This is a genomic window from Acinetobacter sp. ANC 5414, assembly GCF_013004295.1.
In the GTDB taxonomy this organism is placed as follows: domain Bacteria; phylum Pseudomonadota; class Gammaproteobacteria; order Pseudomonadales; family Moraxellaceae; genus Acinetobacter.
This window is the reverse complement of the sequence record NZ_JABERM010000010.1, coordinates 242,601-267,772: the sequence shown is the minus strand read 5'-3', so window position 1 is coordinate 267,772 and position 25,172 is coordinate 242,601. Positions and strand designations below refer to the sequence as shown.

Genomic DNA, 25,172 nt, shown 5'->3' with positions numbered 1-25,172 from the left:
AACTTAGCCTTTCATTTTTAATTCTATTTCTTGTTCACTTTTATCGGTTATTAGCTTAAGCGTATAGTCTTGTATATTACCTAACTTTACATTCCCCATATCAAAGCTATACTTTTGTTGAAGAAGCAGGTATTTCATTTCATTTGAAGAAGCGACTTCTTTTTTATGTTTATCAATGATTTTTATTGAATTAATTTGCAGATGTGATTTTGCATTATTTTGAATATTTATAAACAGACGATTATCACGATATATCGATGTTGCTAAAACTTCAATCGGTGCTTGTTTTCCTACAAATAACGGGACTGAAATATTAAATAAAAACTGTAGTGTATTCTCTTCACTCACAGATTCAACTTCTTTAAATACAATACGCCAAGTTTTTTCTTGGCTTAAATCCATTGTATTTAAAGGCTGACTAAACCCCACGCGAACAATTTGTTTACTATTGGGCTTAATTACAAAATTTTTTGGATTTAATAAAATATTATTATCCAACTCTAAAACATCTTCACCTCTTTCATTCTGTATCCATTTATAGGCATACATTTCAAAAATCTTTTGACTAGCAATATTTTGCGCTTCCATTACGACAGTTGCACTTCTTTGACGACCTTTCTCATTTAAATACATTTGGGTTGGTGAAATTAATAAATTAGCATAAGCGGTTTGACAAAACATTAAGCTGATTAAAGCAATTCTTTTTAAAATTGTATTCATATAAACCCCAAATTCATAAACATTTTTATTATAATTTTCAGATTCAAAAGTTGACTTTACTACCTTAGCAAAGCCAACTCTTGATTTAGTTATTTTTATAAGGTAACGGTAATATTTAGTTTATCGCTATAATTACCAGCTGGTTTAGAAATACCTACATAGTCACTCTTCACAGAAACATTGTAACTATTCCATCCTCCTCTTCCTGGAGTAATATCATTTTTTTGCTCATTTAATTTGATTAAATGGCTAGATCCAGCTAAACGAGTTTCTACTGTTATGCCAACTGCGTTACTACCAGATTTAGCTTCGGAACGTGTAGTAGCGCTAGTACCTACTCGATTTACTGTATCAACAAGTAAATTATAATTTGCATTAGCCCCTACAGAGAATCGCCCAGTTTCTGTTTCTCCATCCCCAAGTGCAATAGAAGGAGTGTCAATTTTTAGCATACAACGTTTAGGCACTTTCACCACTATAGGAATAGAACCTGTACAAGAACCCGTGTTACAACCCCGATCTTGATTAGGTCTTCCCTCCTCTCCAGCCATTACTGCTGTTGAACAAGCACCTAATACTAATGCTGCTAATGCTGCCTGTGTCATTTTATTCATATTTGTTCTCCATTTCTTTTTTTAAAAGAATATGCATATGTAATGGTTTTTTACAATTACGCAGATGACTCTTTTTATTATGAGTAAGATTACGTAACTGCATAATCATCTTATTATTATTAAATAAAAAACACACAAAAGAATGATTATTCACTTTCTCTTTATATATGATTTATATTTACTTACAAACTCAAAAAGTTATTCATTTTATTAAATTTTACACGGAAAAAAAATTCATAAGTTAATCATGTTTTTCTATTCCTAATATTTAAAAATAAAAATATCTCGTAATTAATATTTAATAAAAAATAACTTACTAATTTTAATAGTTTTTTTTGCTAGACACTTAATCACATTAAGAAACAAATTGATTGCAAAAATTTCAATTTATTACCTATTATCTGAAAAATATGTGACTTTATCGACTATTTTGTGGCAATTTTCAACAAAAACCTCATAATATTTTATTATCGATTAACTTATCAACAAAATAAGCACTCTAATTTAAGTAACTGGAAATATTTGATAATTTTTTCCCAGAAACCCGATAAGCTATACTTTAGTAATAAACTATAATTTAAATCTCATTTACCATGATTGTATTTATTTAATTCCAAACTTATCCAAACGGTAACTTGTAGTAAATTTCTTCATAAATCACTTTTTATTCAATTGCATATTATAAATTTTAACCATTCTGTCTAGAGATAGACGATCATCCTTTTGGATAGTAAGTAAAGATTAAAAACATCAATCCTCAATTTATATGTGGTACAAGAAATTCTGATAAAGCTCCTAAACCAAGTATCATTTAGCTTTTTTATAGCAATATATTTTATGTATAAAATATTCAAATATATAGGGTCTGTTGACATTTCATAATGGCAACCAAATAAAGATGTAGGCTAAAGCAACTGAGTTTTCGTAGTTCCGCTTTAACTTATCGTAACGAGTTGCAATACATCTGAACTGTCTCAATCTTGCAAATGTGTTTTAAAATAAGCATCTGATTTTATATAAATACCAATCTATATATTCATTATTGGATTTAGAATTAGATTTCTTAAGAATATTCGCTTTAGTTTGAGTATTCTTGATTTTTTCTCTGAGTGATGCTGAGTCATAGCCTTTATCTGCACACAATATTTGTGTTTCTTTGAAATCCAAACAGGCATTAAATCAGGTACAATCTTCACATCCTGAGTTGTGCCATCATCAATGATAAATTCAATAGGATTTCCATTTACATCCACGGCTAAGTGAATTTTAGAGCTGTTCCCACCAATGCTCTTGGAAAGAGCTTGATTTTTGATTCCTGTCGCATGTTGATGTGCCCGAACATGACTAGTATGAATAAATACCCATTTTAAATCTGTACGATTTGACAATAATTTAAATATTTTTAGCAAGTTGCTATCTTTGCACCAACGAGTGAACTTCTTAAAAATCGAGTTTGGCTTACCGAAGACTTCAGGTAAATCACGCCAAGGGCACCCAGTTCGAATCCGATAAAGAATAGCCTCAATAAAATCTCGAAGATTGTGTTTGAGATAAATACCAAAATCTTTAACCAGTGTTCATCAATCAGCATTGTACGAGATATAGCGAGAATTAAATTTAGTTTGGCGATTAAATTTAATTCTCGCTATTTTTTTGAACAGCAAATGTCAACACACCCTAAATTTTAAATTACAGCAAATTGTTGTTTCTTATAAGTTGTCTAGTATTTAATTTGGTATGTAATTTTTTAAGAATATAATTCACCCTTCAAAGCTAATGTTATAAAGTTGAAGTTAAATATTTCTCTTGGCAATAAAAAACCAGTTAATCATGCATTAAAAGTTTTATATTGATGATTTTTTTGATTTCAGAGCTTTTTTATGGCCTCTGCATTGTTATTTAATAGAGTTTAACAACCCTTTTTCCACTTGGTATAACTGCCCCTCCCCAAAATCAATTTGTTGCTTTTCTCCATGTAAATTTGGAAATCCTACGATTTTTTCAAGTTGTGGTGAGCGCTGAAACTGTTGGGTTTTGGGGTTAAACATCCAATAAATATAACGTTTATCTTGAATAGTTCGTTCTTCTGAAATATCTGACAACACAATGTCATAATATCCATCAAAATTAACATCCATATAACCGATACTTTTCGGAAATGCGGTAAATCCTGTCAGAGTTTGTGCAACATTGTTATTATTTTTATTCACAATATCTAATCGTTTGAGTACTGAACCATATGGTTCGTTAATATCTTCTAGACCATAAAATTTAAAAATAAAATTAGGTTTATCTGCGACCTTTATTGCAGGCTCAAATTGAATAGATTCCCCCAAAGCATCATCACCCTCAACAAATGTCGCCTTAAGATCACCGCTATTGACATTGAGCATCCCTGATAATTGATAAGTCTTATTGGTTATATTTTCAGAGTCAGCATCAACAGATTTTAAATTCAGCTGATCGCCTTTTTGCAATCCTTTTAAATTGATTGTCTGAGGTTCAAGCAGGTCATATAAAGTGGCATGCGGATTCCAAATACCGGCATATAAGCTGAGGAAATATCTACCCTCACTCGAACGCAACATACGTTGCATGGAAACACGAACATGATCGAGTGGTTTGTATGCTGGAGCATTTAAAACAGTTTCAGCAGTACTTAAATTGGAAAAAGCCAACGCAGCAATACAAAGCAATAATTTAGTTTTCATTATTCAGCACACTCAATAATGCGGACGATTATGAGTACTGTATCACAAAAAAATTACTCAATTGAGCGGCCTTTTTGTATCTTTGAAACAAAAAGAAAACTTAGTTTTTCTCTTTGTCTACGATTTTATTTGCTTGAATCCAAGGTATGAGCGAGTACAAAACACTGTTTTGTACGAAGTGCAAGGAGGAAAAATACTGCTTTGCATAAAAAAGCCCCTGTTATAAAACAAGGGCTTTTTTGACTTAGAAATTAGAACTTAGTTCTTTTCTTTGTCTACAATCTTGTTCGCTTGGATCCAAGGCATCATCGCACGAAGTTTGTTACCTGTTACTTCGATACCGTGAGCTGCATTTTGACGACGACGTGCAGTCATAGATGGATAGTTCAACGCACCTTCTTGGATGAACATTTTCGCATATTCACCAGACTGGATACGTTTAAGTGCATTGCGCATCGCTTCACGAGACTGTTCGTTGATTACTTCAGTACCCGTTACATATTCACCATATTCAGCGTTATTAGATACTGAATAGTTCATGTCCGCGATACCGCCTTCAAACATCAAGTCAACGATCAATTTAAGTTCGTGCAAGCATTCAAAGTAAGCCATTTCAGGCGCATAACCAGCTTCAACCAAAGTTTCGAAGCCCATTTTAACCAATTCAACAGCACCACCACAAAGAACTGCTTGCTCACCGAAAAGGTCGGTTTCAGTTTCTTCACGGAATGAAGTTTCGATGATACCTGTACGACCACCACCTACGCCTGAAGCGTAAGAAAGCGCGACGTTGCGTGCATTACCAGAAGCATCTTGGTGAATGGCGATTAAGTCAGGCACACCTGAACCACGTTGGTATTCAGAACGTACTGTGTGACCTGGTGCTTTAGGCGCAACCATGATTACGTCTAAGTCAGCACGTGGTACAACTTGGTTATAAAGAATAGAGAAACCATGAGCAAATGCTAAAGTCGCACCTTGCTTGATGTTTGGCTCAATCACGTCACGGTAAAGTTGTGATTGGAATTCGTCTGGAGTCAAGATCATTACTACGTCAGCTTGCGCTACAGCAGCAGGAACTTCAGCAACTTTAAGACCTGAATTCTCAGCTTTTTTCCAAGAAGTAGAGTTCGCACGTAGACCAACAGTTACGTCAACGCCAGAGTCTTTAAGGTTAAGCGCATGTGCGTGACCTTGTGAACCGTAACCGATGATCGCTACTTTTTTACCTTGGATGATAGATAAGTCACAGTCTTTATCGTAAAAAATTTGCATTGCTGTCTCCGCTTAAATGCTTTTGTTTCCTTTTATCCAAGCCAATGATGTTATTGGTATTCATTGGCTTGGAACCTCATCTATAAGATGAGCAGAATGTGTGAATAAAATTAAAATCTGTTAGATCGTTAAAACTTTTTCGCCGCGCGCGATACCCGATACACCTGAACGCACCACTTCAAGAATGGTATTTTCTGCTAATGCATCAATAAAGCCATCTAGCTTTTCAGTGGTACCTGCAATTTGAATCGTATAGGTTGTCGGTGTTACATCGACAATTTGGGCACGGAAAATGTCTGCTGTACGTTTGATTTCGGCACGTGCTGATCCAAGCGATTTCACTTTAATCAACATCAGTTCACGCTCAATGTGCGCACCTTCAGACAAATCCACAACCTTTACCACTTCAACCAACTTGTTGAGCTGTTTGGTGATTTGTTCAATTTTATGATCATCACCATACGTGGTGAGGGTCAAACGCGACATGGTTGGATCTTCAGTCGGTGCTACATTCAAAGTCTCAATGTTATAACCACGTTGAGAGAACAACCCTACTAAACGAGAAAGCGCACCAGCTTCGTTTTCAACGAGTACAGAAATTATGTGTCTCATTTTGTGCGCTCTCCTTTTCCTAACCACATATCTTTCATAGATTGACCAGCCACCAACATTGGATAAACGTGCTCTGAACGATCAACCATTACGTTGATGAATACACATTTATCATTGATTGCCATTGCTTCTGCAAGCTTGGATTCAAGCTCATCGGCATGGTCAATTTGAATACCGACGTGACCGTAGGCTTCCATTAATTTGGCAAAATCTGGCAATGAATCTACATAAGAGCTTGAATGACGACCTTCGTAATTCATATCCTGCCATTGTTTAACCATCCCAAGAGCACGGTTATTCAAGCAGAGAATTTTCACATTTAAGCCATATTGCTTACATGTCGATAATTCCTGGATACACATCTGAATGGATGCTTCACCAGTAATACACACCACTTGTTGATCCGGGAATGCGAGTTTCGCTGCCATTGCATATGGCAAGCCCACCCCCATTGTTCCCAAACCGCCAGAGTTGATCCATTGACGTGGACGTTTGTATTTATAGTAGTTTGCACCAAACATTTGATGCTGACCTACGTCCGAAGTAATGATGGCTTCACTGTTGGTGATGCGATCAAGTGCTTCAACCACCTGTTGTGGTTTCATTACACCATCTTTACCCGCTTCATAACGCAAGCCATGTACTTTGCGCCATTCATTGATTTGAGACCACCACGCAGCAATCGCTTCAGGATTTGGCTTAGAAACATTCATCTGTTTCAATTGAACCAGCATCTCTTGAAGTACAGGTTCTACTGCACCCACGATTGGAATATGCGCCATGATGGTTTTTGAAATCGTCGCCGGGTCGATATCAATATGAATTACTTTGGCATTCGGACAGAATTTTGCTGGATTATTGGTTACACGGTCATCGAAACGCGCGCCTACACACAAAATCACGTCTGCATTGTGCATGGTCATGTTAGCTTCATACCTACCATGCATACCCAACATACCAATGAACTGCTCATCATTACCCGGGAAACCACCTAAGCCCATCAGGGTATTGGTTACCGGGAAATTTAGAAGATGGGCAAGTTCAGTCAGTAATTCCGACGCATTGCCTTGAACAACACCACCACCACTATAGATGACTGGACGTTCAGCACTAATCAATTCTTCAATGGCTTTACGGATTTGACCTGAGTGACCACGATGCGGTGGTTGGTACGAGCGCATCTTCACTTTTTCAGGATATTCGTAAGCGAATTTTTCTGCAGGATTGGTTGCATCTTTAGGAATATCAACAACCACAGGACCTGGACGACCTGAAGACGCAATATAGAATGCTTTTTTAATAATCCCAGGAATTTCACTGGCATGACGCACTTGGAAACTATGTTTCACAATTGGACGAGAAACGCCGACCATGTCTGTTTCTTGGAATGCATCTTCGCCAATTAAATGTGTTGCAACCTGACCAGACAAAATCACCATTGGGATTGAGTCCATATATGCGGTTGCAATAGGCGTTACTGTATTGGTTGCGCCCGGACCTGATGTGACGAGAACGACACCAGTTTTACCTGTTACGCGCGAATAGGCATCTGCCATGTGACCAGCAGCTTGCTCATGACGTACGAGGTAATGATTGATTTTGTCTTGTTGAAAGAGCGCGTCGTAAATATGAAGTACTGCGCCGCCTGGGTATCCAAATAAATGTTCAACGCCTTCGTCCGCCAATGCGCGAACGAGCATTTCACCACCAGATAAAAGTTCCAACGTGATTCACCCTAATCTTTTTCACTAACAAATGGAGGGCATTTGTAGTGGTTAATTCATTAACTGTCTGCACTGTTATAGCACACAAATTTCATAGTTTTCATAGCAATAGGAAAAAAATCTGACCTGATTGCTGTTTGAGCAATATGAGGTCTAAAACATGTTGGGATAAACATATTTTGTTGGCTTTGTTCAGCTTCTCGGCTAGAGAAGAAGTCCATTGCTAAAATGACGCTGATTCGAAGGGTGATCAAATAAACGCATATAAAACTACAGTCAGCATTTTTGTAGTTTCGACTATTAAAGTCAAGTTTAAAAATTAGCTTTTTCTTGATTATTTACAGACCGTCTGTTTTTTAAGCTTTAGGCGTGATTTTACATTTCATATGCTTATTGAGGATTTCATGAGAAAAACCAATCACTTCATTACACCTCAAAATTTAATGATAAAAAAATACTATAAATTAAATAAATAATTTTAATATATTGCGGTTTTTCAAATTTATCTTTCTCAATACAAATTTAAAATAACGCTGTCATGTGCCGAATATTCTGCTTTTATTTTCGTCATAGCCACATTACTCATGCGATTGCAAATCAGTCAAAAAGAACGACTTAGATTTAAAAAAGTAACACCAAAATGAACCATTTTCATGCCGAATTGAATCATCAATATCATTCATCAGCTTATCTTTTTTTCTGCAAATAAATAAAAATCATATAAAATACGAAACTGATAATGTGACTATATTTCATATATTACAACTGACTGATTATTATAAGGACTTATTCATTATGTCATCATCTTTCATCAAAATTGGGTTCATGGCTGCATGCTTTACCTTCAGTCTAAGTTCAACCACTGGCTTTGCTAAAGAATATTACAAATGGGTCGATGCAAAAGGGTCTACCCATTACACCACCACCCCACCACCAAAATCTGCCCAGAAAAAAGGCAAAGTAGATACTTACGGTCCGAATAAGTCATCTCAAAGCTCTAAAAACACCTCTACCGCAGAAGCAGAGTCCGTATCAAAAGAAGCTCAAAACCTTGCCAATGTTGCAGTGGCTGCTGCAAATGCGGCTCCAGCTGTAGCACGAGAAGCGGATCGTTCATCAAATTCTAATAAAGTATTATCTGCTCAATAGTCAGCAATCTCTCATTTCCTCCTTTGAAATGGTTTTTGCTGGTTAAAAACTTTTATATTTTATGATTTATGTCGGGCGCAAAATTCACTTTTTAGTGCATTTTGCGCTATGCTGTGCAACAAACTTTTAACCGTTGTTCTTATATACGTTTATGACTACTTCTCACATTGACCCTGAATATCAAGCTAGTGCGATTGAGCCAAATGTCCAAAAAGACTGGGAAACTCGCAAAGCCTTTAAAGTTGCCGACACTGTAGAAGGTAAACATCGCTATATCCTGTCGATGTTCCCTTACCCAAGTGGCAAGCTGCATATGGGTCATGTGCGTAACTACACCATTGGTGACGTGATCAGCCGTTTCCACCGTTTAAAAGGTGAAACTGTGCTGCAACCGATGGGTTGGGATGCGTTCGGTCTTCCTGCAGAAAATGCAGCTATTGCCCACCAGGTTGCTCCAGCAAAATGGACTTTTGAAAATATCGCTTATATGCGTGATCAATTGAAAAAACTGGGCCTTTCAGTAGATTGGGATCGTGAATTTGCAACCTGTACACCAGAGTATTATCACTGGGAACAATGGTTATTCGTACAGCTTTATAAGAAAGGTTTGATTTATCGCAAACTTTCAACAGTGAACTGGGATCCTGTCGATCAGACTGTTCTTGCCAATGAACAAGTTGAAAATGGTCGTGGCTGGCGTTCAGGTGCATTGGTTGAAAAACGTGATATTCCAATGTATTACTTCCGCATTACCGACTATGCACAAGAATTATTAGACGATTTAGATCAGTTAAAAGATGGCTGGCCTCAGCAAGTGTTGACCATGCAACGTAACTGGATTGGTCGTTCACAAGGCATGGAAATCACCTTCCCTTCAGCGAACCCTGAAGTGTATGCAGATGATTTAACAGTGTATACCACACGTGGTGATACCTTGATGGGTGTGACTTATGTTGCGGTTGCTGCTGAACATCCAATGGCGCTTAAAGCTGCTGAAACCAACCCTGAATTGGCGGCATTTATCGAAGAATGCCGTATGGGTTCTGTTGCAGAAGCAGATCTTGCGACTGCTGAAAAGAAAGGCATGGCAACAGGTTTGTCTGTGAAACATCCGGTGACTGGTGAAGCTGTTCCAGTGTGGATTGCTAACTACGTGTTGATGTCATACGGTTCAGGCGCGGTGATGGCGGTTCCAGCACACGATGAACGCGACTTCGAATTTGCCAATAAATACGGCTTGACCATCAAACAAGTAATTGATGCCAAAGGCGCAGATGATGCTGAATTCTCTACAACTGAGTGGCAAGAATGGTACGGTTCGAAAGAAGGTAAACTGGTTAACTCGGGTGAGTTTGACGACTTAGATTTCCAAAGTGCTTTTGATGCGTTTATCGCGAAATTAGAACCACAGAAACTTGCCAATACCAAAGTTCAGTTCCGTTTACGTGACTGGGGTGTTTCTCGTCAGCGTTATTGGGGTTGCCCAATTCCAATGATCAACTGTGAAACTTGTGGTCAGGTACCTGTACCTGAAGAACAACTTCCAGTGATTCTTCCGACTGACGTGGTGCCGGATGGTTCAGGTAACCCACTGAACAAAATGCCTGAATTCTATCAAACGACTTGTCCTTGCTGTGGCGCGGACGCTCGTCGTGAAACAGACACCTTGGATACGTTTGTAGAATCATCCTGGTACTACGCACGTTATGCATCGCCTGATTTCACGGGTGGTATGGTGAAACCTGAGGCTGCACAATCTTGGCTTCCAGTAAACCAATACATCGGTGGTGTTGAGCATGCAATTCTGCATTTACTTTATGCACGTTTCTTCCACAAGTTGATGCGTGATGAAGGCGTAGTACAAGGTAACGAACCATTCACGAATCTTCTTACTCAAGGTATGGTTTTGGCTGATACCTTCTATCGTGAAGCGGATTCAGGTAAGAAAACCTGGTTTAACCCTGCGGATATCGAGTTAGAAAAAGACGAGAAAGGTCGTATTCTTTCTGCTAAATATAAAGGTGATGGTCAAGAAGTTGTAGTTGGCGGTCAAGAAAAAATGTCGAAATCGAAAAACAATGGTATCGACCCGCAAGCCATTATTGACCAATACGGCGCAGATACTGCACGTGTATTCATGATGTTTGCTGCACCGCCTGATCAATCACTTGAATGGTCTGATGCCGGTGTTGAAGGTGCAAACCGCTTCTTGAAACGTGTATGGCGTTTGGCAACAGGCTTCCTGGAAAAAGGCAACCCTGCAGCAAATATTGATACTGCAAGCCTATCCAAAGATGCACAAGACTTACGTCGTAAAACACATGAAACCATTCAAAAAGTGGGTGATGACCTAGAACGTCGTCATGCATTCAATACTGCCATTGCAGCACAAATGGAATTATTGAATAGCATCAACAAATTTGAAGCAAAAGATGACACTGATGTTGCAGTTGAACGTGATGCCATTATTACTTTGCTGACGATGCTTGCGCCATTTGCACCACATTTAAGTCAAACATTATTGACTGAATTTGGCATTGAATTAACTGAAGCGCTTTTCCCTGTTGTGGATGAGTCTGCATTAACCCGCAATACCCAAACGATTGTGGTTCAAGTGAATGGTAAACTTCGCGGTAAACTGGAAGTTTCAGTCGATACCTCTAAAGAAGACATTTTGGCTCAGGCAAAAGCCTTACCAGAAGTTCAACAATTCTTGACCGGTCCAACCAAGAAAGAAATTGTTGTGCCGAATAAATTAGTGAATCTAGTCGTTTAATTTTAATCCCCCTAAATCCCCCTTTTTCAAAGGGGGACTTCCCCCAGTAGGTGTGAAGGGTTCCCCTCTTTTTTAAAGAGGGGTTAGGGGAGATTTAAAAACACAAAGCCCGTTGCCAGCCAACGGGCTTTGACTTTACAATCCACTGAGCTTAGGGAAAGATATCCCTCCCAATCATTACAATTGGGAAAATTAAATAGAGGAATAAGCATGCATTTAGTTCAACGTGTTGCAGCGGTTGTATTAACTTTGGGTCTAAGTGCTAGCTTAGTCGGTTGTGGTTTTCATTTGAAAGGAACCACCCCAACCACAGCTCCTGTTGCATACTCTAAAATGAGTTTAGCGCTTCCAAATAACACAGAAGAATTGCACGAAAAACTTGCCATTTACCTGGGTGCAACCGGTATTCAACTCAGCAACAATCCAGATGCTTATGTATTACATGTACTTGATTACACACCTCAACGCCATGAATTGAATGGCAAATTGGTTGAAACCTTGCTTCGCTTAACCGTAACTTTCCGTATTGAAGATGCACAAGGTAATCCTGTGACTGAACCACGTACCCTGACCGCTTCACGCAGCTATCAATATGACGTCGCGACAGTAAACACCGATGACCAAGAACAGAAGTATCTCAATCAAGTCATTGTTGATGACATTGCGCAGCAAATTGTGCGTCAGATTTCATCCAATCGTCTGCCGAAAGTCGTGACCAAACCCGCAACTTCAACCACTCAACCTTAAAGATAGAAATTAAGCTATGAAACTTGACTATCCACAAGCACTCAAACGTGTTGATGAAGCTCGCGGTGCTTGGATTATGTATGGTCAAGAACCATTACTTGAGCAAAACTTACTGGATGCTTTTCGTCAAAGTTGGCACAAGCAGGAAATTGAACGTCAGCGTTATGACATTAACAATGTCAGCGATTGGAAAAATGTGTTTAATGCTTTAAATAGTTTATCGCTTTTTTCCAATCAGCTTGCCATTGAAGTGCATGGCAACATCAAGCCGGATGCGAATGGCATCAAGCAGCTGAAAAGCTACATTCAACATAATGAGCATAACCTGTTGCTTGTGGTAATGCCTAAACAGGACAGTAGCAGTTTAAAATCAAGTTTCTTTCAGGTGGTTGATGCCAACGGTGTCACTGTGCCGCTGACTGCCAACTATCCACAAGATCGGCAACGAATTTTAGGGATTGAGGCAGAAAAACTGGGGATTAAACTGGCAAATGATGCCTGGCAGTGGCTTGAACAACATCATGAGCATAACCTGCTCGCGGCAAAAAACAGTCTGATGCGTGTTAGTGATACTTTTACCGATGTCGACATCATCCAGATTGATCATTTATATTCATGTTTACAAGATCAATCACGCTATACCACTTACGATTTAAATGATGCCCTGCTTGCCGGAAATCTGGCTCAGGCAATTAAAATTTTCCAATATTTAATTGCCTCGGGTGAACCGATGAGCCTGATTTTATGGAGTATCAGCAAAGAAATGCGCTTGCTGATGCAACTGTTTGAACAGCCACAAAATGCCTTGCAACTCGGGATTTGGAAAAATAAAGTCAGTCTATATCAACAAGCTCTAAGACGACTGAATCCAAATAACTTTCTAACCTGGCCTTCGCTGCTGTTACGTATTGATGCATCCATTAAAGGTCTGGGAAAGGAAAATCCAGAACATCTGGTCCTACAAGCGATTACCAGTATGTGTGGTCAAATGTTATTTGAATCACCTACTGCTTAGCTGAAAAAACGCGAAAACCAGCTTTTACCTTTCTTCTGTTCTTGTGAACGCAAATAGTGCAGCATATTGTCACGCACTGCATCCACATAATCTTGATCATCATGTTGGATATGGTTAATCAACCATTTTGACAATAATCGATATAAGTCATTTTCGACCGATTCTCCCCGATCAAATTTTTGACGATAATCATTCAGCCGTTTAACAAATAAGTCGTGTATGCCTCTATGAGAAGGCAAATATTGGTAACTCACTTGTTCAAGCAAATTTTCTTCGAAGCTGAAATGTGATTGGGTATAATCAATCAAATCATCCAAGACTTCTTTGATCTGATTACGATCACCACTCACTCTAATCTTTTCTAGAGCATTAATGTAATCCAAGATTTGGCGATGTTGATTATCAATCACATCGATTCCAATATTATAACTTTCATTCCATTCCATCCGTTACCTCTCACAAATTTTCATATTAAAGTCATGATTTATTGCGCACAATCATTGTGCATGGCACTATTATTATTAATCCCATAAAAAGATTATGGGATTTAATGTTACAAACTTTTTTTATTTAAATCTATAGATAAAACAAAGATTTTTTTAAATTATTAGAATAATGATCTAGCTAGGTCTGCGGAAATCAAGGTGATGCAAAAATATCAAACATAGAAAATTTTTAAATAAAAATCATTAAATAAGTCTAGTATCATTCGACTAAAATCTAATCTATTCTCGAGGCTTGAGATCCGTTGGTAAAAATGCAGTCTCATAGCAGTATTGCTGCGAAACTCAACAATCAAACTGAAAATTACCTTTCAGAAATTCATTGAATCCAAATTCGATAAAGTGCTAATCGCCTAAAAATTATGCTATAAAAGGCTGATTTAAAATCAGTTCACAATCTCTTTGGTCACTTTCCAAGAGATCTCAAAAAAGAAAATAATTCTCATTTGTTTTTAAAAATTCACGCTCTATCCTCATTTAGCTTTTATAATCTTTTCAATTTTCTCAATTTATACGCTCACTATGCCAAAAATAAAGCCATCCAAAATAATTGTAGCAGTGGTCTGTATTCTTGCTATTACAGTCACAGCCTGTTTTTTCTTAAAGCCAAAAGAGCAACCCCCTCAATACATTACCAGTGAAGTCAGCCGCGGTGATATTGAAGACTCGGTACTGGCAACCGGTGTACTTGAAGCCACCAAAATGGTCAGCGTCGGTGCTCAGGTTTCCGGTCAGGTGAAAAAAATGTATGTGCAATTGGGCGATCAAGTGAAACAAGGTCAACTGATCGCGCGAATTGATTCGATTCGTCAGGAAAATGATCTTAAAACGGCAGAAGCGAGCATTAAAAATCAGCAGGCGCAACTGGCAGTCAAGCAAGCCAACTTGGCGAAAGTTCAAGCTGAGTATCAACGTCAACAAGCGATGTATGCACAAGATGCAACGTCACGCGCTGAATTAGAATCAGCATTGGCCAGCTACAAAACAGCCCAAGCTGAAATTCTGGCGATTAATGCACAAATTGAACAATCTCGCTTAACACTGGCAACGACTAAAGAAGATTTGGGCTATACTCAGATTGTTGCGCCGATGGATGGCACCATTGTGGCGATTGTGACCGAGGAAGGTCAGACCGTAAACGCCAACCAAAGCGCACCGACCATTGTCAAATTGGCAAAACTCGACAACATGACCATCAAGGCTGAAATTTCAGAAGCTGACGTGATGAAAGTTGAAGAAGGTCAAACGGTTTATTTCACCACGCTGGGAAATAGTGACAAAAAACATTATGCAAAACTACGTCAGGTAGAACCTGCGCCAAATTCAATCAATACCGAAAACAACAACTCTTCGACCTCATCATCAAACACTGCAGTGTATTACAACGCCCTATTTGATGTACCGAATGAAGATGGCAAATTGCGTATTGATATGACTGCGCAAGTTTATATTGTACTCAGTGACGCAAAAAATGTGTTAACTGTCCCTGCAGCAGCCTTACAAAGCTCAAATCGCCCGCAAGGCAAACGCGGTGAACGTAATGCAGACCAAGCAAAACAACAAAAGCCAGCCGATACAGATCAGGCTAAAACTGAACGTCCAAAACGCCTGGAACTGTCTGCTGAAGAAAAATCACTGATTGAACAAGGCAAAGCCTCTATATCTATGGTTCGCGTAGTTCAGGCCGATGGTACTGTAAAACCGCAACCAGTCTTGGTTGGCTTGAATAACCGTGTAACTGCTCAAGTGATTAAAGGCTTGAAACAAGGTGATAAAGTGGTGATTGCAGATGCTTCCGATACCTCGAATGATTCTGCCAAACGCAGTAACCGTGTAGCTGGTGGTGCCGGTCCAGTGAGAATGTAATGATGAGTCAAGATCAACAGCCTTTGCTCAAGGTCACAGATCTGACTCGTGAATTCCCCGCCGGGGAAAGCACCATTCAGATTCTGAAGGGCATTAATTTAGAGATTTATCCCGGAGAACTGGTCGCGATTGTCGGGCAATCTGGTTCGGGGAAATCGACCCTGATGAATATTTTGGGATGTCTGGATCAGCCGACCTCCGGGAGCTATCAGGTTAAAGGGCGTGAAACACGCAAATTAGAACCGGATGAACTGGCACAACTGCGTCGTGAATATTTTGGTTTTATTTTCCAGCGCTATCATTTACTGGGAGATTTAACCGCTGCAGGGAATGTCGAAGTTCCAGCGATTTATGCAGGTGTAGATGCTTCCGCCCGTCAACAGCGCTCGACCCAGCTGCTCTCGGACTTGGGTCTGGCTGAAAAGACCCAGAACCGTCCCAGTCAGCTTTCCGGTGGTCAGCAGCAGCGTGTTTCGATTGCCCGTGCCCTGATGAACGGCGGTGATGTGATTCTGGCTGATGAACCGACCGGCGCACTGGATAAAAACAGTGGTATTGAGGTGATGCGTATTTTACGTGAACTGAATGCCAAAGGTCATACCATCATCCTTGTTACCCATGATCATAATGTGGCTAAAAATGCCTCGCGTATTATTGAAATTAGTGATGGCAACATTATTTCAGATAAACCGAATGTTCCTGAAGTTGCCGAAGATGAAGTTTTAGAAAAGCAAACCTTACAACAAAACGCACAGAAAAAAACGCCTTCTTGGCGCTCTGCTGCCGACCGACTAGGCGAAGCCTTCCACATGGCACTACTGGCCATGAATGCACACCGCATGCGTACCTTCCTGACCATGCTCGGGATCATTATTGGTATTGCATCGGTGGTATCGGTAGTCGCTTTAGGGAATGGCTCACAGAAACAGATTCTGGAAAATATCAGTAGCCTCGGCACCAATACCATTACCGTTTATCAGGGGCGTGGCTTTGGTGACAATTCCAAAACCTCACAAGCTAAAACCCTGGTTCCTGCAGATGCAGACGCACTCGCTGAACAACCCTATATCGATGGGGTCAGTCCTTCAGTCAATAGCAGCGTCACTGCCCGGTTTAAAGATACCGAAGCTTCTGCAACGGTGAATGGTGTCAGTGAAGACTTCTTCTATGTAAAAGGTATGAACTTTGCCTCAGGGCAGCCTTTTGACAAAGAAGGGGTGACTGAACGCGCCCAGGATGTGGTGATTGACAGCAATACCAAGAATACTTTCTTTAGTGATGGCACCGATCCTGTGGGTCAAGTCATTTTATTGGGTAGTGTACCGAGTCGTATTATTGGCGTGATTGAAGCGCAAAAATCGATGATGGGTAACTCGGACAGCCTCAATGTTTATCTGCCCTACTCCACCGTGATGAGCCGCATGTTGGGTCAGGCCAATGTGCGTAGCATCATTGTCCGTATTAAAGATGAATACCCGAGTGCTGCCGCTGAAAATGCGATTTTGAACCTGCTGGTACAACGTCATGGCGCACAAGATGTGTTTACCCAAAATTCGGACAGTATTCGCGAAACCATTCAGCAAACCACGCAAACCATGACCCTGTTAGTGTCTGCAATTGCGGTAATTTCCCTGATTGTCGGCGGGATTGGAGTCATGAACATCATGCTGGTTTCGGTTACCGAACGTACTCAGGAAATCGGGGTACGTATGGCGGTCGGTGCACGTCAAAGTGACATCTTGCAGCAGTTCCTGATTGAAGCCGTATTGGTCTGTATTTTAGGCGGGATTTTAGGTGTGCTTTTATCTTTAGGGATTGGCCAGCTGATTAGTCATTTTGCTGGCGGTACTTTCCAGATGGCGTATTCAACCACATCGATTATTGCAGCCTTTGTCTGTTCTAGCATGATCGGGATTATCTTTGGTTTTATCCCTGCCCGTAATGCAGCACAGCTTAATCCTGTCGATGCACTTTCTCGCGAATAAGGATACTTAGAATGCAAATGAATTTTACCAAACTTGTCGCTAGTCTTATTTTAACGGGATCATTGGTGGGGTGTGCTGCGGTGGTGAAAACGCCGTATGAACAACCTGCTGTGAATATTCCAGGCAATTTCCAGAACAGTAAAGCCATGAGCCAGCAGGTGCATGCTGATGTCTATGCCGATCAATGGTGGACCCTGTTTGGCGATGCGCAGCTGAATCAACTGGTTAATCAGGTGTTAGCGAGCAATACCGATCTGGCTGTTGCAGGCATTAACTTGCAGCAAGCACGTCTACAAGCCGGTTTGGCTCAAAACAAGCAAGGTCCACGGGTGAGCTCCAGCGTTTCGGCCGGCCATACTATTGACCTGAATTCAGGGGATGATGCTTCACGCGGCTTGTCTTTAAGTGGCGGCGTGAGTTATGAACTGGATTTATTCGGCAAACTGGCGCGTCAAACTGAAGCCAGTAAATGGGAAGCTTTAGCAACCGAACAGGACTTACAAAGTACCGCACAAAGTCTGGTGGCGACGACTGCCAATTTATACTGGCAATTGGGTTATCTGAACGAGCGTTACGCCGTTGCACAGCAAAACCTGGCCAGTACGCAAAAAGTCTATGAACTGGTACGCACCCAATATCGTGCCGGGGCAGTTTCAGGTCTGGACCTCACCTCGGCTGAACAATCCGTTCAAAGCCAAAAAGCGAGCTTAAGTCAGATTGAACAGCAGCGTGTTGAAGCACGCACGGCTGTGGCAGTTCTACTTAACATGCCAGTCCAGCAACTGAATATTCAGGAACCGTCCCGTTTACCGCGGATTGCCCTACCGGCTGTATCGGCTGGCCTGCCAGCTGACTTGCTGTCGCGTCGTCCAGATTTGCAAGCGTCTGAATTACGTTTACGTAAGGCTTTGGCAAGCAAAGATGCCACTAAAGCCAGCTATTATCCTTCAATTAGTCTGACCGGAAATTTAGGTTCTTCCAGCACATCGTTAACTAACCTATTGCAGAACCCGGCTTTAACCTTGGGTGCAAATCTCAGCTTGCCGTTCCTGCAATACAACGACATGAAGAAAGATCTGGCGATCAGTAATCTGGATTATGAAAAATCGATTATTCAATATCGCCAGACCTTGTATCAGGCTTTTGCAGATGTGGAAAATGCGCTATCTGCCCGTACCGAATTAAACAAACAGGTGGCTTTGCAGGAACGAAATGTCCAGCTAGCCGAGAAAACCGAGCATTTAACTGAAGTGCGTTACCGCAACGGGGCCATCGCGCTGAAAAATCTGCTCGATGCACAAGAAACCACACGCAATGCCCGTTTGTCATTAATTCAAACCAAGCAGAGTCAATACAATGCCTATGTGACCTTGATGCAGGCCTTGGGTGGTAGTCCAATCAAACAGCTGCCTTAATTCAGACCATAAAAAAGCCTCAACAGAGGCTTTTTTATTTAAGCAGTTTTCAAAGAAAATTTAAAAACTCGGACGATAATACTTATAGGTCAGACCTTTTTCATTATAAACATCATAACTTTTTTGCTTAAAGTCAGAGACCCATTGCGTGCCATTAAACCCTGCAATATGTCCATAAACATGTTTACCGGTTCGATCAATAATATAAATATCGCCTTCTTTAGGGGCATCGAATTTAGGATTAATTTGTCGATAGCCAATTTTCATTAAAGTATTACCCCAGTCTGCCGCAGCAATGGGATGACTTTGGAACCGTGCCCCTGCCGACTCCAAAGCAAGCCGAATACTTTTCGCACACTTTTGTGAACTGCTATATGAACTAATACCCTGCAAGAAATTGGTGAATTTATTAATATCAATTCGCTGTCCATTGCTTGCAATGATGTTCTGTTTTGGGAAGGCTTGAACGGACTTGGATTCTGTATTTTTCTTAGAATTCTTACCAGATTGGGAACGAATTACGATGTTTGTCTGGACTGGAGCATATACTTCATTCATGTTTACATTATGATCATAAACCATTCTTTATAACGACTCCTAACCCTTAAAATTCGGGCTTTTCACTCATTTCGACGGCAAAGATAGTACCGTGTAAAATGTGATTTTTCATGCAACAAATGTAATAAAATTTAACTAAAGCCTTTGAAATAGACTTAAATGATTATTTTTTGTTAATTTTTTATAATCCAATCCCTGTAAAAATTTAATTGATGTTCATTCGAGCAACACTAGGTTTTTATTGGGTTTCGAGTCTTTAAGCCATAATTTGATGGAATAAAACGGTATAAATTGCAAAATCTGACATGGGCTATATGTTGTAATTTTTTAAGCCCTGCTTGTTCTCATGCAGGATCATGCAACTATTTCGAATATTTAATACCAAATGACCTATTAGAGTTTTTTTTAGGGGTTTGAAAAATTCTTTACAGAAAAATTGATTCATTTTCCTCACCCTTATAATTTTTCATCCAATCCAGTCAATATTGGACGTGATGACTTAGATCACAATAAAATATCAATAATATTTATATAAATCATTAATTTATAAAAATTAACTCACAGATTTTAATTTAGCTAGCTGCTCCCTTGATAGAGTTTCCTCACCGGTAAAAAAAGGCTAATATGTGCCACATGAAATTCACAAGATTATGAGAGAGACATGCGTCAGTATTTAGACCTTTTACAACATATCCTCGACAACGGTGGCGACAAAGGCGATCGTACTGGAACAGGTACACGTTCTGTATTTGGTCATCAAATGCGCTTTGATCTTTCCAAAGGTTTCCCTTTATTGACCACCAAAAAAGTTCATTTCCGTTCCATCGTGATTGAACTGTTGTGGTTTTTAAAAGGTGATACCAACGTCAAATATTTGCAGGACAACAAAGTTTCGATTTGGGATGAATGGTCCACTGCAGAACAAACTGCACGTTTTGGTCGTCCGGAAGGTGAATTGGGTCCAGTCTATGGTCATCAATGGCGTAACTTTGGCGCAACCAAAAAAGAAAATGGCTTATATGAGCAGGATGGTTTTGATCAAATTGAATGGTTGATTAATGAAATTAAAACCAACCCGAACTCACGCCGTTTAATCGTATCGGGCTGGAACCCGAATGAAGCGGGAACTGTTGCGCTTCCACCTTGCCATACCCTGTTCCAGTTTTTTGTACAGAACGGCAAATTGTCTTGCCAGCTCTATCAACGCAGTGCGGACATTTTTTTGGGTGTGCCATTTAATATCGCCAGCTATGCCCTGCTCACGCATATGATTGCGCAAGTATGCGGCCTAGGTGTAGGCGACTTTGTCTGGACTGGTGGTGATACCCATTTATATGCCAACCACTTTGAACAGGCAAAATTACAGCTCAGTCGTGAGCCAATGCAACTTTGCCAATTAAAATTGAATCCTGAAGTGAAAGACATCTTCGAGTTTAAATTTGAAGATATCGAAATTGTTGGCTATGAATCACACCCAGGGATTAAAGCGCCGGTTGCGGTTTAATTTCTAAAATCCCCCTTTAATTCGCCCTTTTGCAAAGGGGGAAAACGTATCTGAGCATAAAAAATACAGGGAAAATTTTATGACCTTCCAAAATTTAGAAGTTGTTCATGTCGTGGCCATGGATCAGCAGCGCTGCATTGGTAAAAATAATGACTTACCTTGGCACATTTCTGCTGACCTCAAGCACTTTAAAGAAATCACCCAAGGTGGTGTTGTGGTCATGGGTCGCAAGACTTTGGAATCGATGGGTCGCACCTTGCCGAAACGTGTCAATTGGGTGATTACCCGTGACACCGACTGGTCATTTGAAGGGACTAAAGTTGCCTACTCGATTGAAGATGCCTTAGTTCAAGCTGTTGCTGATGTGCAAGCCTCAGAAAAGCCGGAAGCAATCTTTATTATCGGTGGCGGTGAGATCTTTAAACAGACTATGGACATTGCCGACCGCCTGGAACTGACCCATGTTGAACTTGATGTTCAAGGCGATGCCTACTATCCAGAAATTCCAGCTGAATTTAACAAGGTCGCATCTGAACAACATATTGACGACAAAACTGGGATTGCTTTTGAGTTCGCAACTTACCGAAAATAAAGGCAATAATTACTTATAACAGTCAAATATGCATAATATTGAAAAAAGGGAGTTTTTCGCTGCTCTAGGCATGGCTTTACTCCATTCCATGTTTAGCCTTTTCGTTATTGTGTCCTCTATTTGGCTGTGTCTTGCATTGTGGTTTCAAGAACCTTTTGGCTGGTTAGTCACCCGCATAATAATTGGCATTTGGATTGTCTTTGCTTTAAGTATTCTCGGTATTTATATCACCCAAAATTTATTTAACCGTCATATAGATATACTGATTTATATGTTTGGTTTTCTGTTGGGCTTATTTTGGTATTTTAGCTTGGAAGCCAAACAAGATCGTGACTGGAATCCCGAAGTTGCCCAAATATTGTCTTATGAACAACAGGGCAATTTGGTCACGCTGCACAATGTACGTAATTTTAACTGGCATGCTGATGGCAGCTATGATGAACATTGGGAAACCCGTCAGTTTGATTTAAACCAGATTACCGGCGTGAATATCATCACTTCCTATTGGATGGGGCCACGCATCGCGCATACCCTAGTCAGTTTTGATTTTGCCAATAGCAAGCCACTGACCTTTTCGATTGAAATTCGCAAACAAAAAAATGAAGAATTTTCTACTTATGGCGGTTTTTTTAGAAAATATGAACTCAGCCTGATCACAGCAGATGAAAAAGATCTGATTTATACCCGCAGCAATATTCGGGGCGAACATGTCTATTTCTTCCCGGTGAATATGTCGAAAACCGAAAGACGCGCCTTGTTTGAAGAATATCTGCATAAAGCCAATGAATTAAGAAATCAGCCCAAATGGTATAACAGCCTCACCAGTAACTGCACCACGCTGGTGTTTGATATGGTGCAAGCAGTCTCTAAAAGGCACTTGCCGACCGATTACCGCCTGCTGGCTTCTGGTTATTTACCCAATTATCTGTATGACCTACATGCGATTTCACACGATTTAACCATGCAACAGTGGTATGAGGTTGCCTACATCAACCCACGTGTCAGTGCATTAAACAATATGAGCAGCACTCAATATTCAACCCTTATTCGTCAGGGGTTACCGCAACCGACAACTGTAGATGTACCATAATAAGAAATGCAAAAAATATATAAAACATAGATTTAAGCCTAGTTAAATGGCTATTTTTTTGTTTATATAGAACGTAAGTTAAATCAAGAACGAGAATTCCAATATGTTAAAAAAATTATGTGCTGTCAGCCTGATTGCTGCAGCTATTGCTTTTACAGGTTGTGAAACGATGCCTAACGCATCTTCTACGATTGAAACTGCAAATTTAGTTCAATTACAAAACCGTACCTGGATTGCAACCCATATTGGCAATACTGAAATCAAAACAGTACCGACTGCACACAATATTCCAAGTTTACAGTTTGATGCCTCAACCAAACGGGTCAGCGGTGCTGATGGCTGCAACCGTATTATGGGCAGCTACGAAGCAGGTCGCGATACTCTCATGCTCAGTCAAATGGCAGGCACCAAAATGGCATGTTTAGATAGCCACAATGTCTCGCAACAATTTAATGAAGCACTAACTAAAGTGGCAAACTATCAAGTCTTTGGCAAAACACTCAAACTGCTTGATCGTCATGGCAATCTTGTTATTCAATTCACCAGTCCGGTTCAACCGCGTTAAATAATGCAGATAAAAAGCCTAAAATTTCAGGATTTTGTATATAAAATGCATAAATAAATACATTGTAGCTTCATAAAAAGCCCATATATTAAAAAAAATAAACAAATATAGGATAAAACCATGCAACAGGCATTATTTGGTGGTGGATGTTTTTGGTGTGTTGAAGCCATATTTCTACAGCTGAAAGGCGTAGAAAAAGTGGTTAGTGGTTATGCTGGCGGTCATACTGACAATCCAAGTTATGACAATATTTGCCGTGGGGACACCAACCACGCAGAAGTGATTTTGATTGATTATGATGAAACCCAAATTAGCTTTGCTCAGCTTTTGGATGTATTTTTCACCACGCATGATCCAACGACCTTAAACCGTCAAGGCAATGACGTTGGCACTCAATATCGTTCTGTGATTTATTATTTTAACGATGAACAGCAACAGCAGGCACAACAAACCATTGATGCCCTGAAAGCAGAAGGTCTAAATATTGTGACTGAACTGAGTCCTGCACCCAAGTTCTACCCTGCCGAAGAATATCACCAGAATTTCTTTGCCCGAAATCCATCCCAAGGCTACTGTAATTTTGCCATTCCACCCAAATTAATGAAATTACGCAGCAAGTTTCAGGATTTGCTCAAATCCGAATAATCACACTTTTCAGCAAACTTCAGATATAAAAAAAGCGACCCTCTCGGTCGCTTTTTTTATATTTTTGATTAGTTATCAGTCGCAAAAGCAATATCGCTGAGCCCGGCTTCGCTCGCACGAGACATCACTTGTGCAACAGCATCATAACGTGATTCTTTATCTGCTTTCAAAACAATGGTCGGCTGACGCTCTTCCTGACCTGCTTCGTTCAATTTTTTCTGTAACTCGTCAAGCGTGACTACATCACCATTCCAGGCCACTTCTCCACCCGCATTAATACTGATGGTCACATTTTTAGGCGGCAAATCAATAATATCTGCCGTGGTTTTTGGTAAGGTTAATGGAATTGATGGGTTAGCAACGGTTGCTGTCACCAAGAAGATGATCATCAATACCAACATAATATCGATCAGTGGAATGAGATTCATCTCATTCATGCCTACATCGTTGTCTTCGCCCAATTGAAAGCCCATTAAGCTTGACCTCCAACCAAATTATTTGCTGTTGCTTTAGTCGCTACTTGAGCTGAACTATCTTGTTGCAACATGGTATCAATTAACAAGCTGTGTGCCTGGTCTTGTAATTCATGTGCCAAACCACGGTTCACGCGGGTACAAATGTTATACGCCAGTACTGCTGGAATCGCCACAGCCAAACCTAAACCAGTCATGATCAAGGCTTCACCTACAGGTGTAGCCACTTGAGCCAAACCGGCTTGACCGCTTTTACCGACTGCAACCAAGGCATGGAAAATACCCCACACTGTACCGAACAACCCCACAAACGGTGCAAGTGAAGCAATAGTACCTAGAACCGCAACGCCTTTTTCAGCACTCGATTTTTCAGCAGAAATTTGACGCAATAAAGCCTGTTCTGCCACTGCCTTACGCTGTTCAAAATTTAAAGGGGCAAATTTTGCCTTTAACTTGCTTAACGCTTGAGAAAGTTGAGCATAAGCTTGTTGCTTCAGTTGGCGAGTCCCCATTAAACGTAAAACGAAGATCGTCCATGTCGTAATCGACATTGCCAATAACACGAAATACAGTGTTTTACTCACTGCATCGGCGTGTTGCCAATAAACTGAAAAGTTCATACTCGAACTCCTA

22 protein-coding genes and 1 pseudogene are annotated in these 25,172 nt (G+C 40.2%); 12 read left to right on the top strand and 11 right to left on the bottom strand.

Features of this window, described 5'->3' with window-relative positions; genetic code table 11:
- Positions 1-3: 3 nt before the first annotated feature.
- The 7 genes and pseudogenes from HLH18_RS07025 to HLH18_RS06995 form a co-directional block, all read right to left on the bottom strand.
- Positions 4-720 carry a fimbrial biogenesis chaperone gene (locus HLH18_RS07025; RefSeq protein ID WP_171546274.1) on the bottom strand — a complete coding sequence of 239 codons (717 nt, stop codon included), beginning with the start codon at positions 718-720 and terminating at the stop codon, positions 4-6.
- A 95-nt stretch (positions 721-815) separates the two neighbouring features.
- Positions 816-1,334, bottom strand: a complete 519-nt coding sequence (locus tag HLH18_RS07020; protein WP_171546273.1) for a hypothetical protein — start codon at positions 1,332-1,334, stop codon at positions 816-818.
- Between the two features lie 876 nt (positions 1,335-2,210).
- Positions 2,211-2,937, bottom strand: a pseudogene (locus HLH18_RS07015) (IS5 family transposase).
- 292 nt (positions 2,938-3,229) lie between these two features.
- On the bottom strand, positions 3,230-4,045 hold the full coding sequence (locus HLH18_RS07010) for an XAC2610-related protein (protein WP_171546272.1): 816 nt from the start codon (positions 4,043-4,045) through the stop codon (positions 3,230-3,232).
- A gap of 258 nt (positions 4,046-4,303) precedes the next feature.
- Positions 4,304-5,320 carry a ketol-acid reductoisomerase gene (gene ilvC, locus HLH18_RS07005; protein WP_086173953.1) on the bottom strand — a complete coding sequence of 339 codons (1,017 nt, stop codon included), beginning with the start codon at positions 5,318-5,320 and terminating at the stop codon, positions 4,304-4,306.
- Between the two features lie 120 nt (positions 5,321-5,440).
- Positions 5,441-5,932, bottom strand: a complete 492-nt coding sequence (ilvN, locus tag HLH18_RS07000) for an acetolactate synthase small subunit (RefSeq protein ID WP_131287452.1) — start codon at positions 5,930-5,932, stop codon at positions 5,441-5,443.
- Positions 5,929-7,656 (bottom strand): acetolactate synthase 3 large subunit, encoded by a 1,728-nt coding sequence (locus tag HLH18_RS06995; protein ID WP_171528184.1) that lies wholly within the window; start codon positions 7,654-7,656, stop codon positions 5,929-5,931. The genes ilvN and HLH18_RS06995 overlap by 4 nt, the downstream gene beginning before the upstream one ends.
- Positions 7,657-8,451: 795 nt before the next feature.
- On the opposite strand from HLH18_RS06995, the gene HLH18_RS06990 reads away from it, so the two are divergent.
- The 4 genes from HLH18_RS06990 to holA all read left to right on the top strand — a co-directional run bounded on the left by HLH18_RS06990 (position 8,452) and on the right by holA (position 13,343).
- Positions 8,452-8,805, top strand: a complete 354-nt coding sequence (locus tag HLH18_RS06990) for a DUF4124 domain-containing protein (RefSeq protein WP_171546271.1) — start codon at positions 8,452-8,454, stop codon at positions 8,803-8,805.
- Between the two features lie 151 nt (positions 8,806-8,956).
- The gene (gene leuS, locus HLH18_RS06985) at positions 8,957-11,581 is read left to right on the top strand and encodes a leucine--tRNA ligase (RefSeq protein WP_171546270.1); all 2,625 of its coding nucleotides are present in this window, start codon (positions 8,957-8,959) and stop codon (positions 11,579-11,581) included.
- 210 nt (positions 11,582-11,791) lie between these two features.
- A complete protein-coding gene (locus HLH18_RS06980; RefSeq protein ID WP_171546269.1) occupies positions 11,792-12,328 on the top strand; it encodes an LPS-assembly lipoprotein LptE in 537 nt (178 codons plus the stop codon).
- A 16-nt stretch (positions 12,329-12,344) separates the two neighbouring features.
- The gene (gene holA, locus HLH18_RS06975) at positions 12,345-13,343 is read left to right on the top strand and encodes a DNA polymerase III subunit delta (protein ID WP_171546268.1); all 999 of its coding nucleotides are present in this window, start codon (positions 12,345-12,347) and stop codon (positions 13,341-13,343) included.
- Here holA and HLH18_RS06970 read toward each other — a convergent pair.
- Positions 13,340-13,789 carry a bacteriohemerythrin gene (locus HLH18_RS06970; protein WP_131287464.1) on the bottom strand — a complete coding sequence of 150 codons (450 nt, stop codon included), beginning with the start codon at positions 13,787-13,789 and terminating at the stop codon, positions 13,340-13,342. The genes holA and HLH18_RS06970 overlap by 4 nt on opposite strands.
- A gap of 579 nt (positions 13,790-14,368) precedes the next feature.
- Between HLH18_RS06970 and HLH18_RS06965 the strand changes: the two genes are divergently transcribed.
- The 3 genes from HLH18_RS06965 to HLH18_RS06955 are packed head-to-tail and all read left to right on the top strand — an operon-like array spanning position 14,369 to position 19,112.
- Entirely contained in the window at positions 14,369-15,712 is a 1,344-nt protein-coding gene (locus HLH18_RS06965) for a MacA family efflux pump subunit (RefSeq protein WP_171546267.1), read from the top strand.
- A 2-nt stretch (positions 15,713-15,714) separates the two neighbouring features.
- Positions 15,715-17,697, top strand: coding sequence for a MacB family efflux pump subunit (locus tag HLH18_RS06960; protein WP_171546347.1), 1,983 nt, complete (start codon positions 15,715-15,717; stop codon positions 17,695-17,697).
- Positions 17,698-17,708: 11 nt separating this feature from the next.
- Entirely contained in the window at positions 17,709-19,112 is a 1,404-nt protein-coding gene (locus tag HLH18_RS06955) for an efflux transporter outer membrane subunit (RefSeq protein ID WP_171546266.1), read from the top strand.
- Positions 19,113-19,172: 60 nt separating this feature from the next.
- Here HLH18_RS06955 and HLH18_RS06950 read toward each other — a convergent pair whose 3' ends face one another.
- Positions 19,173-19,694: a CHAP domain-containing protein gene (locus HLH18_RS06950; RefSeq protein ID WP_171546265.1), complete on the bottom strand. Its 522-nt coding sequence runs from the start codon at positions 19,692-19,694 to the stop codon at positions 19,173-19,175.
- Positions 19,695-20,331: 637 nt separating this feature from the next.
- Between HLH18_RS06950 and thyA the strand changes: the two genes are divergently transcribed.
- The 5 genes from thyA to msrA all read left to right on the top strand — a co-directional run bounded on the left by thyA (position 20,332) and on the right by msrA (position 24,066).
- Positions 20,332-21,174 carry a thymidylate synthase gene (gene thyA / locus HLH18_RS06945; RefSeq protein ID WP_171546264.1) on the top strand — a complete coding sequence of 281 codons (843 nt, stop codon included), beginning with the start codon at positions 20,332-20,334 and terminating at the stop codon, positions 21,172-21,174.
- 79 nt (positions 21,175-21,253) lie between these two features.
- Positions 21,254-21,766, top strand: coding sequence for a dihydrofolate reductase (locus HLH18_RS06940; RefSeq protein ID WP_171546263.1), 513 nt, complete (start codon positions 21,254-21,256; stop codon positions 21,764-21,766).
- Between the two features lie 28 nt (positions 21,767-21,794).
- Positions 21,795-22,856, top strand: coding sequence for an Lnb N-terminal periplasmic domain-containing protein (locus tag HLH18_RS06935; protein WP_171546262.1), 1,062 nt, complete (start codon positions 21,795-21,797; stop codon positions 22,854-22,856).
- Positions 22,857-22,959: 103 nt separating this feature from the next.
- Positions 22,960-23,421 carry an META domain-containing protein gene (locus tag HLH18_RS06930; protein WP_131287478.1) on the top strand — a complete coding sequence of 154 codons (462 nt, stop codon included), beginning with the start codon at positions 22,960-22,962 and terminating at the stop codon, positions 23,419-23,421.
- Positions 23,422-23,541: 120 nt separating this feature from the next.
- A complete protein-coding gene (gene msrA / locus HLH18_RS06925; RefSeq protein WP_171546261.1) occupies positions 23,542-24,066 on the top strand; it encodes a peptide-methionine (S)-S-oxide reductase MsrA in 525 nt (174 codons plus the stop codon).
- A 68-nt stretch (positions 24,067-24,134) separates the two neighbouring features.
- Here the strand turns inward: msrA and HLH18_RS06920 are convergent, their stop codons facing one another.
- Entirely contained in the window at positions 24,135-24,539 is a 405-nt protein-coding gene (locus tag HLH18_RS06920; protein WP_171546260.1) for an ExbD/TolR family protein, read from the bottom strand.
- Positions 24,539-25,159, bottom strand: a complete 621-nt coding sequence (locus HLH18_RS06915; protein ID WP_171546259.1) for a MotA/TolQ/ExbB proton channel family protein — start codon at positions 25,157-25,159, stop codon at positions 24,539-24,541. The genes HLH18_RS06920 and HLH18_RS06915 overlap by 1 nt, the downstream gene beginning before the upstream one ends.
- Positions 25,160-25,172: the final 13 nt, after the last annotated feature.

Bases quoted from the DNA above. Each gene is read 5' to 3' on its own strand.
- HLH18_RS07025 (WP_171546274.1), bottom strand. From the start codon at position 720: ATGAATACAATTTTAAAAAGAATTGCTTTAATCAGCTTAATGTTTTGT.
- HLH18_RS07020 (WP_171546273.1), bottom strand. From the start codon at position 1,334: ATGAATAAAATGACACAGGCAGCATTAGCAGCATTAGTATTAGGTGCT.
- HLH18_RS07010 (WP_171546272.1), bottom strand. From the start codon at position 4,045: ATGAAAACTAAATTATTGCTTTGTATTGCTGCGTTGGCTTTTTCCAAT.
- ilvC (WP_086173953.1), bottom strand. From the start codon at position 5,320: ATGCAAATTTTTTACGATAAAGACTGTGACTTATCTATCATCCAAGGT.
- ilvN (WP_131287452.1), bottom strand. From the start codon at position 5,932: ATGAGACACATAATTTCTGTACTCGTTGAAAACGAAGCTGGTGCGCTT.
- HLH18_RS06990 (WP_171546271.1), top strand. From the start codon at position 8,452: ATGTCATCATCTTTCATCAAAATTGGGTTCATGGCTGCATGCTTTACC.
- leuS (WP_171546270.1), top strand. From the start codon at position 8,957: ATGACTACTTCTCACATTGACCCTGAATATCAAGCTAGTGCGATTGAG.
- HLH18_RS06980 (WP_171546269.1), top strand. From the start codon at position 11,792: ATGCATTTAGTTCAACGTGTTGCAGCGGTTGTATTAACTTTGGGTCTA.
- holA (WP_171546268.1), top strand. From the start codon at position 12,345: ATGAAACTTGACTATCCACAAGCACTCAAACGTGTTGATGAAGCTCGC.
- HLH18_RS06970 (WP_131287464.1), bottom strand. From the start codon at position 13,789: ATGGAATGGAATGAAAGTTATAATATTGGAATCGATGTGATTGATAAT.
- HLH18_RS06965 (WP_171546267.1), top strand. From the start codon at position 14,369: ATGCCAAAAATAAAGCCATCCAAAATAATTGTAGCAGTGGTCTGTATT.
- HLH18_RS06960 (WP_171546347.1), top strand. From the start codon at position 15,715: ATGAGTCAAGATCAACAGCCTTTGCTCAAGGTCACAGATCTGACTCGT.
- HLH18_RS06955 (WP_171546266.1), top strand. From the start codon at position 17,709: ATGCAAATGAATTTTACCAAACTTGTCGCTAGTCTTATTTTAACGGGA.
- HLH18_RS06950 (WP_171546265.1), bottom strand. From the start codon at position 19,694: ATGGTTTATGATCATAATGTAAACATGAATGAAGTATATGCTCCAGTC.
- thyA (WP_171546264.1), top strand. From the start codon at position 20,332: ATGCGTCAGTATTTAGACCTTTTACAACATATCCTCGACAACGGTGGC.
- HLH18_RS06940 (WP_171546263.1), top strand. From the start codon at position 21,254: ATGACCTTCCAAAATTTAGAAGTTGTTCATGTCGTGGCCATGGATCAG.
- HLH18_RS06935 (WP_171546262.1), top strand. From the start codon at position 21,795: ATGCATAATATTGAAAAAAGGGAGTTTTTCGCTGCTCTAGGCATGGCT.
- HLH18_RS06930 (WP_131287478.1), top strand. From the start codon at position 22,960: ATGTTAAAAAAATTATGTGCTGTCAGCCTGATTGCTGCAGCTATTGCT.
- msrA (WP_171546261.1), top strand. From the start codon at position 23,542: ATGCAACAGGCATTATTTGGTGGTGGATGTTTTTGGTGTGTTGAAGCC.
- HLH18_RS06920 (WP_171546260.1), bottom strand. From the start codon at position 24,539: ATGGGCTTTCAATTGGGCGAAGACAACGATGTAGGCATGAATGAGATG.
- HLH18_RS06915 (WP_171546259.1), bottom strand. From the start codon at position 25,159: ATGAACTTTTCAGTTTATTGGCAACACGCCGATGCAGTGAGTAAAACA.